The following is a 13,637-nucleotide window of genomic DNA, read 5'->3' as shown; positions in this document are numbered from 1 at the left end:
CGTGCCACAACAGTAAAAAAAGGGAGACCTTTCGGCCTCCCTTCCTGTTATTACAATAAACTATAGCGGTTTATACAGCGGTCTGGAAGATCACCTTATCCGCTTTGTTGGTGTACTGCTGCAACTGGTCAAAATTCAGATAACGGTAAGTGTCGTCTGCGGTTTTGTCCACCTGCGCCATATACTGCTGGTACTCATCCGGCGTCGGAATACGCCCCAGCAGCGCCGCTATCGCCGCCAGCTCTGCCGAGGCCAGATAGACATTGGCACCCGTACCCAGACGGTTCGGGAAGTTACGGGTAGAGGTCGATACCACCGTCGCACCGTCTGCCACACGCGCCTGGTTACCCATGCACAGTGAACAGCCCGGGATTTCGACACGTGCGCCACTCTTACCGAAGACGCTGTAATAGCCTTCCTCGGTCAACTGTGCGGCATCCATACGGGTCGGCGGAGCCACCCACAGACGGGTCGGCAATGACCCTTTATTTTGATCCAACAGTTTACCGGCAGCACGGAAGTGACCGATGTTGGTCATACAAGAACCGATGAACACTTCATCGATTTTGTTGCCCTGCACGGTGGACAGCAGACGTGCATCATCCGGATCGTTCGGCGCACACAGGATCGGCTCTTTGATCTCGTTCAGATCGATGTCGATAACCGCGGCATATTCTGCATCGGCGTCGGCTTCCAGCAACTGCGGATCCGCCAACCATTTTTCCATGCCCTGAATACGACGCTCCAGCGTGCGGCGATCACCATAACTTTCAGCAATCATCCACTTGAGCAGAACGATGTTGGAGTTCAGGTACTCGATGATCGGCTCTTTGTTGAGCTTAATGGTACAGCCCGCCGCCGAGCGCTCTGCCGAGGCGTCGGTCAGTTCGAACGCCTGCTCGACTTTCAGATCCGGCAACCCTTCGATTTCCAGAATACGGCCGGAGAAGATGTTTTTCTTACCTTTCTTCTCAACGGTCAGCAGACCCTGCTGGATAGCGTAATACGGGATCGCATGGACCAAATCACGCAGGGTAATCCCCGGCTGCATCTGACCTTTGAAACGCACCAGCACTGATTCCGGCATATCCAGTGGCATCACACCGGTCGCGGCGGCAAACGCCACCAGACCAGAGCCTGCCGGGAAAGAGATACCAATCGGGAAACGGGTGTGAGAGTCACCGCCGGTGCCGACAGTATCCGGCAACAGCATGCGGTTTAACCAGGAGTGGATAACACCATCACCCGGGCGCAGCGATACGCCGCCACGGTTCATGATGAAGTCCGGCAGGGTGTGGTGAGTATTCACGTCAACCGGCTTCGGATAGGCCGCAGTATGACAGAAGGACTGCATCACCAGATCAGCCGAGAAGCCCAGACAAGCCAGGTCTTTCAGCTCGTCACGGGTCATCGGCCCGGTCGTATCCTGAGAGCCCACCGAGGTCATCTTCGGTTCGCAGTAAGCGCCCGGACGAATACCGGCTACACTGCAGGCACGGCCAACCATCTTTTGCGCCAGCGAGAAGCCACGGCTGCTCGAAGCCACATCTTTAGCATGACGGAATACGTCACTGTGCGGCAAACCCAGCGATTCACGCGCCTTGCTGGTCAGGCCGCGACCAATGATCAGCGGAATACGACCACCCGCACGAACTTCGTCCAGCAGCACATCCGTTTTCAGTTCAAAGCTGGCCAGCAGCTCGTTGCTATCGTGATGACGGATTTCACCCTTGTACGGATAAACATCAATCACATCACCCATGTTCAGCTTGGTGACGTCGACCTCAATCGGCAGCGCACCCGCGTCTTCCATGGTGTTGAAGAAAATCGGCGCAATCTTGCCACCCAGCACCACGCCACCGCTACGCTTGTTCGGCACGTTCGGGATATCGTCCCCCATGAACCACAACACCGAGTTGGTGGCGGATTTACGGGAAGAACCGGTACCGACGACGTCGCCGACATAGGCCAACGGGAAGCCTTTCTTGTTCAGCGCTTCGATCTGCTTGATGGGGCCGACCACACCCGGCTGATCCGGCTCGATGCCATCACGGGCGTTTTTCAACATGGCCAGCGCATGCAGCGGGATATCCGGACGAGACCAGGCATCCTGCGCCGGAGACAAATCATCGGTATTGGTTTCACCAGTGACCTTGAATACCGTCACGGTGATTTTTTCCGCCAGTTGCGGACGGGACAGGAACCACTCGGCTTCAGCCCAGGATTTAACAACCTGCTGCGCGTAGGCATTGCCAGCTTTGGCTTTTTCTTCCACGTCGTAGAAATTATCGAACATCAGCAGGGTGTGGGATAAGGCTTTGGCGGCAACCGGTGCCAGAGCGGGGTTATCCAGCGCATCGATCAACGGATGAATATTGTAGCCGCCTTGCATGGTACCCAGCAGCTCAGTTGCTTTTTCCGGGGTGACCAGGGGAGAAACCGTCTCACCTTTGGTGATGGCAGCCAGGAAACCGGCTTTGACGTAGGCCGCCTCATCAACACCCGGCGGAACACGATTGACTAACAGGTCGACTAAAAACTCTTCTTCTCCGGCGGGGGGGTTTTTCAGCAATTCCACCAGTGCCGCCATTTGCGAAGCCTCTAGCGGCTTGGGGACGATCCCTTGTGCAGCCCGCTCGGCTACGTGCTTGCGATAATCTTCTAGCACGACGTTCTCCTCGCTCTCATTGTCTAATTATGCCTGGCGCTCAGTTCCAGCTTTAGGCTGATTGTCAGCGTATGGATAGGTAAGGTCAGAGTGCCCGGTCCAGCCCGTTCAACATATCAGAGTTTGAACCGTTTGTTAATTCGTTTACATTAAGGCAACATTTATACCTGTACTGCTTTTTATACCTGTACTGCTTTTTTCTCAAGGATGGGGGCGTTAAACGACATAAGCCAAGCCTCCTCCCTTGAGGCCAGCATAGCAGTTGGCGGCAAAATCAACCACCGCTTAGCCCATAGAAACGATAAGGATAATAAAAAGAATATTCGCCACTGCCGCCGAATGCCAAACCCACTGTTACCACCCCGATATGACGGATTATCGCCGTTAAAAGCAGAAAAAATTGCTATGCTTCTCACGTCATTCGCGGCATTGTCTTTCTTCACATTTACGTCACAGCACAGATATCGCCATGTCAGCCCATTCCCGTATTACCGCCCGGTTGGCGCACCTGATCGTCACCACTCAACCGGATACGACCGTTATCGATCTCGCCCGCGAAGGCGTCATGGATTTTCTCGCCTGCGCACTGCCGGTTTGGCAGGGTGCGGTAGCAGACAGCGGGCTTGCGCCGTTAAAATCGGTCTACCCCGGCAACGATAGCCAGAGCCGAAGCCTGCTGCTGGGTTATGCAGGTCATGCGCTGGATTTTGACGATTTTCACTCCGGGTTTCGTGGTCATCCCAGCACGGTTATTCTGCCTGCCTTGCTGGCTCTGGTGGGTGAACACCCGACATTCACGCAGACGCATTTCCTTACCGCCTACGCTATCGGCGTAGAAACGGCCGGGCGGTTGGGGCTGGCGGCAGGGCCACGCCACTACAGCCAGGGTTACCATAATACGGCGACGCTGGGCGCCATTGCGGCAGCAGCGGCAAGCTGCCGACTGATCGGCGCGACACCGGATCAAACCGCTAATGCGCTGGGACTGGCAGCATCACAAGCCGCCGGACTGCGTGCGCAGTTCGGCTCCGCTATGAAGCCGCTACATGCCGGGCTGGCCGCGCGTGCCGGGTTAAGTGCCACGCAACTGGCACTGGCGGGATTCCATGGCAACCCTGATACCGTGCTGGAGGCGTTTCTCGCGGCCCATGGCGACGGCCAGCACCACGATGAAGCGTTGACCGCGCACTGGGGGGCCCCCTGGCGGATGGTGTCACCCGGGCTGACCTTTAAGCGTTACCCCACCTGTGGCGGTACCCACAGTGCGGCAGAAGCGGCATTTATCCTGCGGGAACAGTGGGTCACGCAGGATGGCCACTCACCCGACGACCTGCCCGACGCCATTCAACGTATTACGGTGCGGTTCCCACCGGGTGGCGACGCGGCACCGTTTATCCGGCAGGCCACTACCGGCGTCGAAGGCCGCTTTAGCCTTGAGTACGTGATTGCCGCCGCGCTGCTGGAAGGTCAGTTACGACTGGAGCGTTTTACCGAAGGCCCGGTCGACCCGCGCATTGCCGCACTAGCAAGCAAAGTATCACGTCAGGCAGACCTGAGCGCACCACCGGATGAACAGAACCCCGATGCCCGCTTCCATGACGTCAGTATGCAGATGAACGATGGGTCATGTTTTCATGCCAGAGTCACCTGGCAGCAAACCGCTGCGGTAAAAACGGATGTCACCGCCAAGCTGCGCCAGACACTCACCCTGCTGCCGTGGCTGGCGGCTGACGAGGTGCTCAGCCACAGCCAGTTACGCACCCCCGACGCACTGGCTGAGCTGGTTCGTCTCCTGTCATAACCGACAGCGGGATGCTTTCTCGCTGTGTTGACCTGACACTCCACTGGGCTGGTTCACTGTACTTAACGCCGCTCCGACGCAGGTGCCAGCCAGCGATCCAGCCATTGGAACACCGCCTCCTGTTGTTCCTGATAGAACACGTGTCCTAACTCAGGCCAGATGCGAGTTTCCAGCCGGTCATCAGCGTGTTGCGACTGCCACACCTGATGCATGCGCTCATACGCCGCTTGCACCGCCTGTTGTGGGAACAAGTTATCTTTGCCGCCGTTGAAGAACAGCATCGGACGCGGTGCCGCGATACTGGCAACATCAGGGAAATCAAGATGAGCAGGTAACCCCGGATGCAACATATAGAAAGAAGACTGGCCGCGTAGCACATTGTTGCCCGGCACCATTAAACCGTCATACGTTCCCATCCAGGCAACAGCCGCTGTCGCCGCCGCTTTATCTGACAAGGCGGCCAGTTGCCAGGCACGGTAAGCCCCCATGGAAAACCCGACGACACCCACGCGTTTCGGGTCAACCGAGCGCAACGACGCCAGAAAATCCAGCGACCGCGTATCTTCGTAGGCCATATCCCCTGCCAGCGATCGCCCCAGATTAAAAAAATTACTGGCCAACGCCTGCTGCTGTTCATATTTCAGCGGCCCGCGATCCCCCCACCCCAGCGCATCTACCGCCAGCACCACATAACCCCGTTTTGCCAGTTCGTCACCGACAAACCGGCCGGTAAAGTAACGTTCAGCCCACGCCTTTGCAGAAGCGATACGCGCGTCGTCCCCCCACGGGCGGATCATTTTCTCCTTACCAATATCGAATTTTGCACCGTGATCATGCAGCAACAGCACCGCCGGATGTGGCCCCGGGGTTTTTGGCGTCAGTAACAATCCCGCCACCCGGCTTTCATCGGTGATGATTAAACGCCACTTTCTCGGCCACATAGGTATCGCGGTCCTGACGGTCCACCACCTGTGGCTCGAAAGCGCGGTGAGAATCAGGTGTGAGCAGCAGTGATCGTACTATCTGCCGGGCATGCTCTCGCCATTGATTGAAATGCGCCTCATGCCCAGCCAACCAGGAATCCGGGTAGGTCAGTTGCTGCTTGAACTGCGGGTAGAACGTGGGCAAGGCGTCATCCGTTACTGACGTCGTTGTATAGGAATGATCGTTTGCCATAAGTGGGGCACTCGCCAGACAGCACATCAAAATACCGAGGGTACGCCGTAATCCGCCTTTTTTCATTGTCATTCTCCAAAAATAAAACATCGTTTCTTTTCGGTAGAGTTGATTGTAAATGAAGCAGATACCGCTGACAGGAACAGATCAGAATTCTGGGAGGAAGGTAAAAAAAATCCGGCAACAGGTGCCGGATTCGCATTGAACAGACAAGACGTTTGTTCCCCACAACCACGGTTGCGGGGAAACGAATTATTTCTTCTTGGCTTTCGGGTTCGGCAGGTCGGTGATGCTGCCTTCAAAGACTTCAGCCGCCAGACCTACGGATTCATGCAGCGTCGGGTGAGCATGGATGGTCAGTGCGATATCTTCTGCATCACATCCCATCTCGATAGCCAGACCGATTTCACCCAGCAGTTCACCACCGTTGGTACCGACAATCGCACCACCGATCACACGGTGTGTTTCTTTGTCGAAAATCAGTTTGGTCATACCGTCAGCGCAGTCGGAGGCAATCGCACGACCCGATGCGGCCCACGGGAACACGGCGGTTTCGTAGCTGATGCCTTTTTCTTTCGCTTCTTTCTCAGTCAGGCCAACCCATGCCACTTCCGGCTCAGTGTAGGCGATAGACGGGATCACTTTCGGATCGAAGTAGTGTTTCTTACCGGAGATGACTTCAGCCGCGACGTGACCTTCATGCACGCCTTTGTGCGCCAGCATCGGCTGACCGACGATATCGCCGATAGCGTAGATGTGCGGTACGTTGGTACGCATTTGTTTGTCAACGCGGATGAAACCACGGTCGTCAACTTCAACACCAGCCTGACCGGCATCCAGCAGTTTGCCGTTCGGTACACGACCGATAGCCACCAGCACCGCGTCATAACGCTGCGGTTCTGCCGGGGCGTTCTTGCCTTCCATCGACACGTAGATACCGTCTTCTTTGGCTTCTACCGCCGTCACCTTGGTTTCCAGCATCAGGTTGAATTTCTTGCTGATACGTTTGGTGAAGACTTTAACGACGTCTTTGTCCGCAGCAGGGATCACCTGATCGAACATTTCCACGACGTCGATCTGTGAACCCAGCGCGTGGTACACGGTACCCATTTCCAGACCGATGATACCGCCGCCCATGACCAGCAGACGGCCGGGAACGGTTTTCAGTTCCAGCGCATCGGTAGAGTCCCATACACGTGGGTCTTCATGCGGAATAAATGGCAACTGAATCGGACGGGAACCGGCCGCGATAATCGCGTTGTCGAAATTTACCGTGGTGCTGCCGTTTTCACCTTCAACCACCAGGGTGTTCGGGCCGGTAAATTTACCAAAACCGTTGACGACTTTGACTTTACGGCCTTTCGCCATACCAGCCAGACCGCCAGTCAGTTGAGTGATAACCTTTTCTTTCCAGGTGCGAATTTTATTGATATCCGTCTGCGGTTCGCCAAACACGATACCGTGCTCAGCCAGCGCTTTGGCTTCTTCGATAACTTTCGCTACATGCAGCAGTGCTTTGGAAGGGATACAGCCTACATTCAGACATACGCCGCCTAGCGTGGAATAGCGCTCGACCAGCACGGTGTCCAGACCCAAATCTGCACAACGGAACGCTGCGGAATAACCTGCAGGGCCCGCGCCAAGTACCACCACCTGAGCTTTAATTTCAGTACTCATCATGACCTCTTAATGAATTTCCGGCGGGTCTGTGACGTCATTATTGTTGAGTCTTAACGCCCTCTTCCACCGGGACGTGTCTTTGCCGCGCTAGTTTACAAAATCATTAACAATTTTGAAACAACGAGCGACTAACGATTTGTCCTTAATCACTGATAGCTGTAACAAATAACAGCTTATCAGAAAAAAGCCGGCCGTCAGGCCGGCTTTTTTGATTACATCACCAGACGGCGAATGTCGGACAAGGTGTTGTTGATGATGGTAATGAAGCGTGCACCATCAGCACCGTCAATGACACGGTGGTCGAAGGACAGAGAGATCGGCATCATCAGACGCGGAACAAACTCTTTACCATTCCAGACCGGTTCCATGGCGGACTTAGACACACCCAGAATAGCCACTTCCGGCGCGTTGACGATCGGCGCGAAATGCGTCGTACCGAGACCACCAATGCTGGAGATGGTAAAGCACCCTCCCTGCATTTCGCCTGCGGTCAGCTTACCGTCACGGGCTTTCTTAGAGATGGTCATCAGTTCGCGAGACAGTTCAATGATGCCTTTCTTATTCACATCTTTGAACACTGGAACCACCAGACCATTCGGCGTATCTACCGCAACACCGATGTTGATGTATTTCTTCAGCGTCAGGCGTTGGCCATCTTCAGACAGCGAACTGTTGAAGCGAGGCATCTGCTCAAGCGCAGCGGCAACCGCTTTCATGATGAACACGACCGGCGTGATCTTCACATCCAGTTTACGCTTCTCAGCTTCCACGTTCTGCTGTTTGCGGAACGCTTCCAGGTCGGTGATATCGGTTTTATCGAAGTGCGTAACATGCGGGATCATCACCCAGTTACGGCTCAGGTTAGCACCAGAGATTTTCTGGATACGACCCAGTTCCACTTCTTCAATTTCACCAAACTTGCTGAAATCAACTTTCGGCCACGGCAACAGACCCGGCAGAGAACCGCCAGTCGCACCCGCTGCCGGAGCAGACTCAGCGCGTTTCACGGCTTCTTTCACGTAAGCCTGTACGTCTTCGCGCAGGATACGACCTTTACGGCCAGTACCTTTTACTTTCGCCAGGTTGACGCCGAACTCACGCGCCAGACGACGAATGACCGGTGTTGCATGGATGTAGGCGTCGTTTTCAGCGAACTCACCTTTGCTATCGGCTTTCGCCGCCGCTGGCGCCGCTGCTGGTGCACTTACGGCCGGAGCCGGTGCTGCCGCTACAGGCGCCGCAGCCGGTGCGGCTCCTTCCACTTCGAAGACCATGATAAGCGACCCGGTTTTCACCTTGCTGCCGGTGCTAACCTTGATTTCCTTCACGGTACCAGCGAACGGTGCCGGAACTTCCATTGACGCTTTGTCGCCTTCTACGGTGATCAGCGACTGTTCTGCCGCCACTTTATCACCGACTTTGACCAATACTTCCGTCACTTCGACTTCATCGCCACCGATATCCGGCACGTTGACGTCTTTAGCACCGCCGCTCACCGCTGGCGCGGCAGCAGGTGCACTCGCGGCAGGAGCCGGAGCAGCAGATGGCGCTGCACCCGCAACCTCAAACACCATGATCAGTGAGCCAGTTTTCACCTTGTCACCGGTCTTGATGCGAATTTCTTTTACCGTACCCGCGAACGGTGCCGGCACTTCCATAGAGGCTTTGTCGCCTTCCACCGTAATCAGCGACTGCTCTGCCGCTACGGTGTCGCCGACGTTAACCATTACTTCGGTCACTTCGACTTCGTCGCCGCCGATATCCGGTACTTCAACTTCTTTCACCGCGCTGGCAGCGGCAGGTGCCGCAGCCGGTGCTGGCGCAGCAGCGGCCGGAGCCGGTGCGGCAGCCGCCGCACCTTCTGCTTCGAAGACCATGATCAGTTTGCCGGTCTCGACTTTGTCGCCTACTGCCACTTTAATCTCTTTAACCACACCCGCCTGCGGAGAGGGGACTTCCATCGAAGCCTTGTCACCTTCAACGGTGATCAGCGACTGCTCGGCTTCCACTTTGTCACCCACTTTGACCAGCACTTCGGTGACTTCAACTTCATCTGCACCGATATCCGGTACCTTGATTTCGATAGCCATTACTCTTTCCCTCTTATGCTACGCGCGGGTTAACTTTGTCAGGATTGATGTCGAATTTCTTGATGGCTTCAGCCACGACAGATTTTTCAACTTCACCGCGTTTAGCCAGTTCGCCCAGTGCAGCAACGACCACGTAGGACGCGTCCACTTCAAAGTGATGACGCAGGTTTTCACGGCTGTCGGAACGGCCGAAACCATCGGTGCCCAGTACGCGATAATCGCTGGCCGGAACGTAGGTACGTACCTGCTCGGCAAACAGTTTCATGTAGTCGGTAGACGCGACTGCCGGTGCGTCGTTCATCACCTGAGCGATGTACGGTACACGTGGCGCTTCGGTCGGGTGCAGCATGTTCCAGCGTTCGCAGTCCTGACCGTCACGGGCCAGTTCGGTGAAGGAGGTAACGCTGTACACATCAGAACCGATGCCGTAATCGTTGGCCAGAATCTGTGCGGCTTCGCGCACATGACGCAGGATAGAACCAGAACCCAGCAACTGAACTTTGCCTTTGCTGCCCGCCACGGTTTCCAGCTTGTAGATACCTTTGCGGATGCCTTCTTCGGCGCCCTGCGGCATCGCCGGCATGTGGTAGTTTTCGTTCAGTGTGGTGATGTAGTAGTAAATGTTTTCCTGTGCGTCGCCATACATACGAACCAGACCGTCATGCATGATGACCGCCACTTCGTACGCGAACGCCGGGTCGTAGGAAATACAGTTCGGAATGGTCAGTGCCTGGATGTGGCTGTGACCATCTTCATGCTGCAAACCTTCGCCGTTCAGTGTGGTACGACCGGACGTACCGCCGATCAGGAAGCCACGTGCCTGTTGGTCGCCAGCAGCCCAGCACAGGTCACCGATACGTTGGAACCCGAACATGGAGTAGTAAATATAGAACGGGATCATCGGCAGGTTATTGGTGCTGTAAGACGTTGCCGCCGCCAGCCAGGAGGAGCCTGCACCCAGTTCGTTGATCCCTTCCTGCAGGATCTGGCCTTTCTGATCTTCTTTATAGTACGCAACCAGTTCACGGTCCTGCGGGGTGTACTGCTGACCATTCGGGCTGTAGATACCGATCTGACGGAACAGACCTTCCATACCGAAGGTACGCGCTTCGTCGGCGATGATCGGAACCAACCGGTCTTTGATAGACTTGTTCTTCAGCATCACGTTCAGCGCACGAACAAAGGCGATGGTGGTGGAGATTTCTTTGGTCTGCTCTTCCAGCAAAGAGCTGAAGTCTTCCAGCGTCGGCAGGTCCAGCTTCTCATCAAATCTCGGCTGACGGGACGGCAGGTAGCCTTCCAGCGCCTGACGACGTTCGTGCAGGTATTTGTACTCTTCGGAGTTTTTGTCGAAGGTAATGAACGGCAGTTTTTCAACATCAGCGTCAGCAACCGGCACATTGAAACGGTCGCGGAAATAACGCACGCCGTCCATGTTGATTTTCTTGACCTGGTGAGCAATGTTCTTGCCTTCAGCAGCATCACCCATACCATAACCTTTGATGGTATGAGCCAGAATAACCACCGGCTTGCCTTTGGTTTCCTGTGCTTTTTTCAGTGCAGCGTAGACTTTCTTCGGATCGTGACCACCACGGTTAAGCGCCCAGATATCGTCATCGCTCCAGTCTTTGACCAGTGCAGCGGTTTCCGGGTATTTGCCGAAGAAGTGCTCACGCACGTAGGCACCGTTTTTGGATTTGAAGGTCTGGTAATCGCCGTCAACGGTTTCGTTCATCAGCTGAATCAGCTTACCGCTGGTGTCGTTACGCAGCAGTTCGTCCCAACGACCGCCCCAGATAACCTTGATCACTTCCCAGCCAGCACCACCGAAGATGCCTTCCAGCTCGTTGATGATCTTGCCGTTACCGGTGACCGGGCCGTCCAGACGCTGCAGGTTACAGTTGATGACAAACACCAGGTTGTCCAGTTTCTCACGGGTCGCGATAGTAATCGCACCTTTAGATTCCGGCTCATCCATTTCACCGTCGCCCAGGAAGGCGTATACGGTCTGCTTCGTGGTGTCTTTCAGACCACGATTGTTAAGATACTTCAGGAACTTGGCCTGATAGATAGCGTTAATCGGGCCCAGACCCATTGACACAGTCGGGAACTGCCAGAATTCCGGCATCAGTTTCGGATGCGGGTAGGAAGACAGGCCATTACCGTGAACTTCCTGACGGAAGTTGTTCATCTGATCTTCAGTCAAACGACCTTCCAGGAAGGCGCGCGCATAAACCCCTGGGGAGATATGCCCCTGGAAGAACACCAGGTCACCGCCGTCTTGTGCGTTACGAGCACGGAAGAAGTGGTTGAAGCACACTTCATAGAAGGTAGCGGAAGACTGGAAAGACGCCATATGACCGCCCAGCTCCAGATCTTTCTTAGATGCGCGCAGTACCGTCATCACCGCATTCCAGCGGATTGCGGAACGGATACGACGCTCCAGATCAAGGTTCCCCGGATACGCGGGTTCATCTTCTGCCGCGATGGTGTTGATGTAGTTACTGCCAGCACTGCCCGCAGCCACTTTCACCCCACCTTTACGTGCTTCAGTCAATACCTGATCAATCAGGAACTGAGCGCGCTCAACACCCTCTTCACGGATAACCGATTCGATCGCCTGCAGCCAGTCACGCGTTTCGATCGGATCCACGTCATTGTTCAAACGTTCTGACATGGTGTATTCCTTATCTGTTTCTAATCAGTTGATTTGTCTGGAGCCTGTCTTCTTGTACTCTGTTCCTGTTGGAGAAAGCACAGGAAGACAGGCCCTTCGTCTTGTTGCCGCAAACGACCGCCAGTCGACGGCCTAATCCTTGCGCTGCTGGAGCCGACGCAACGAGCGTTCCCGCCGACTATGTTCCCGGTTAAGTTCCAGCAATACTTCCTCAATAAAGGCCAGATGGCGATGTGATGCCTCGCGGGCTTTTTCCGGCTCACGAGCGACAATCGCTTCAAAAATCCTGGCACGATGGCTACTCACCTGCGTCAGAACTTCACGACTCAGATAAAGCAATTCAAAATTCTGCCTGACGTTTTGCTCAAGCATCGGTCCCATGCAGCGTAACAGGTGCAACAACACCACGTTGTGCGCGGCTTCCGTCACTGCGACCTGATAATGCATGACGGCTTCAGACTCCCCTTCCAGATCACCAGCTTCGCGCGCCGTTTCAATCAGGGCATGACAATCACGGATACGCTGCAAATCCTCTTCCGTGCCACGCAAGGCGGCATAGTAAGCGGCAATCCCTTCAAGGGCATGACGAGTTTCGAGGAGGTCGAACTGGGATTCCGGATGGTTAATTAACAGCTCCGCCAGTGGGTCGCTAACGCTCTGCCACAGGTTATTCTGAACAAAGGTACCGCCACCCTGACGGCGCAACAGTAGTCCTTTGGCTTCCAACCGTTGGATAGCCTCGCGTAGCGAGGGGCGGGACACATCGAACTGTTTTGCCAGTTCGCGTTCCGGTGGCAGCTTCTCTCCGGGGCGCAAGGTTCCCTCAAGGATCAGAAACTCCAGTTGCTGTTCAATCACATCTGACAGTTTAGGTTGACGGATCTTGCTGTAGGCCATGTGAATTCTTCCCGGCGAAAAAGCGCGGAGTCAATTGGTAATACCAATTTTAAAAACATGACGCACAAAGTAACAAAGTATTCACCTTCTGTCCATACAGACGATGAGCGAAATTATCAATCACCTTAGTTTTTAACAAATGCCCAGAATCTTGTGGCAAAAGCACGAATCGTTCAGTGGTATTACCATTTGTTAAAGCTCGCCAGTTTTAACTTTTTTGAAACTCAAATCAGGCAAAGCTGAACCGTTCAACCTGCCATTTAATGAATTTAAAATCACAATTAGTGAATAAAAAACTAGAAAATCAGATTCGCAGACCATAACCTTATTTTGGCCCTCCCGAACATATCGCGCGTGTATGACATGGAAAAGGCAAAGACGTTTTTCCCCCTGTAAACCACGGTAAAAGCGCAAAGCCGTACCGTACAGATGACGGTGATCATGACATCACACTTTTATGTCATGCCTCGCAAGAAATCAGTGCAATTCTCTGCGCATATCACTATTCTCTGACGCGCGATAGCACTGGCGGCGATTTAAGTTTGTCAGCGTCGTAAATATAAAATTACACACACGTAAAAAGACAAACGTGCCAGCCCGCGCCACACCGTCGGTGAACGGTTTGTCTTTTCATCGGCAGAGGGTAAA

The 13,637-nt window shown here is 54.6% G+C and carries 6 protein-coding genes and 1 pseudogene; 1 reads left to right on the top strand and 6 read right to left on the bottom strand.

Features of this window, described 5'->3' with window-relative positions; all coding sequences use genetic code 11:
• Positions 1-70: 70 nt before the first annotated feature.
• The gene (gene acnB / locus FGI04_RS01050) at positions 71-2,668 is read right to left on the bottom strand and encodes a bifunctional aconitate hydratase 2/2-methylisocitrate dehydratase (RefSeq protein ID WP_407337267.1); all 2,598 of its coding nucleotides are present in this window, start codon (positions 2,666-2,668) and stop codon (positions 71-73) included.
• A gap of 469 nt (positions 2,669-3,137) precedes the next feature.
• Here acnB and FGI04_RS01045 point away from each other — a divergent pair, with 469 nt between their 5' ends.
• On the top strand, positions 3,138-4,469 hold the full coding sequence (locus FGI04_RS01045; protein WP_407337266.1) for an MmgE/PrpD family protein: 1,332 nt from the start codon (positions 3,138-3,140) through the stop codon (positions 4,467-4,469).
• 62 nt (positions 4,470-4,531) lie between these two features.
• Here the strand turns inward: FGI04_RS01045 and FGI04_RS01040 are convergent.
• The 5 genes and pseudogenes from FGI04_RS01040 to pdhR all read right to left on the bottom strand — a co-directional run bounded on the left by FGI04_RS01040 (position 4,532) and on the right by pdhR (position 12,989).
• A pseudogene (locus FGI04_RS01040) lies at positions 4,532-5,711 on the bottom strand (dienelactone hydrolase family protein).
• Between the two features lie 186 nt (positions 5,712-5,897).
• Positions 5,898-7,322 (bottom strand): dihydrolipoyl dehydrogenase, encoded by a 1,425-nt coding sequence (lpdA, locus tag FGI04_RS01035; RefSeq protein ID WP_342698640.1) that lies wholly within the window; start codon positions 7,320-7,322, stop codon positions 5,898-5,900.
• A 215-nt stretch (positions 7,323-7,537) separates the two neighbouring features.
• A complete protein-coding gene (gene aceF, locus FGI04_RS01030; RefSeq protein ID WP_407337265.1) occupies positions 7,538-9,415 on the bottom strand; it encodes a pyruvate dehydrogenase complex dihydrolipoyllysine-residue acetyltransferase in 1,878 nt (625 codons plus the stop codon).
• Positions 9,416-9,428: 13 nt separating this feature from the next.
• Positions 9,429-12,092, bottom strand: coding sequence for a pyruvate dehydrogenase (acetyl-transferring), homodimeric type (gene aceE / locus FGI04_RS01025; RefSeq protein ID WP_342698638.1), 2,664 nt, complete (start codon positions 12,090-12,092; stop codon positions 9,429-9,431).
• Between the two features lie 132 nt (positions 12,093-12,224).
• On the bottom strand, positions 12,225-12,989 hold the full coding sequence (pdhR, locus tag FGI04_RS01020) for a pyruvate dehydrogenase complex transcriptional repressor PdhR (protein WP_012886141.1): 765 nt from the start codon (positions 12,987-12,989) through the stop codon (positions 12,225-12,227).
• Between the last annotated feature and the right edge of the window lie 648 nt (positions 12,990-13,637).

Origin of the sequence: Dickeya ananatis (genome assembly GCF_019464615.1) — a bacterium.
GTDB classification, from domain to species: domain Bacteria; phylum Pseudomonadota; class Gammaproteobacteria; order Enterobacterales; family Enterobacteriaceae; genus Dickeya; species Dickeya oryzae.
The sequence above is the reverse complement of the archived record's forward strand: the minus strand, read 5'-3'. Positions and strand labels throughout refer to the sequence as shown.

Excerpts from the sequence above, each read along its gene's own strand:
- lpdA (WP_342698640.1), bottom strand. The coding sequence starts at position 7,322 with ATGAGTACTGAAATTAAAGCTCAGGTGGTGGTACTTGGCGCGGGCCCT.
- FGI04_RS01045 (WP_407337266.1), top strand. The coding sequence starts at position 3,138 with ATGTCAGCCCATTCCCGTATTACCGCCCGGTTGGCGCACCTGATCGTC.
- aceF (WP_407337265.1), bottom strand. The coding sequence starts at position 9,415 with ATGGCTATCGAAATCAAGGTACCGGATATCGGTGCAGATGAAGTTGAA.
- aceE (WP_342698638.1), bottom strand. The coding sequence starts at position 12,092 with ATGTCAGAACGTTTGAACAATGACGTGGATCCGATCGAAACGCGTGAC.
- pdhR (WP_012886141.1), bottom strand. The coding sequence starts at position 12,989 with ATGGCCTACAGCAAGATCCGTCAACCTAAACTGTCAGATGTGATTGAA.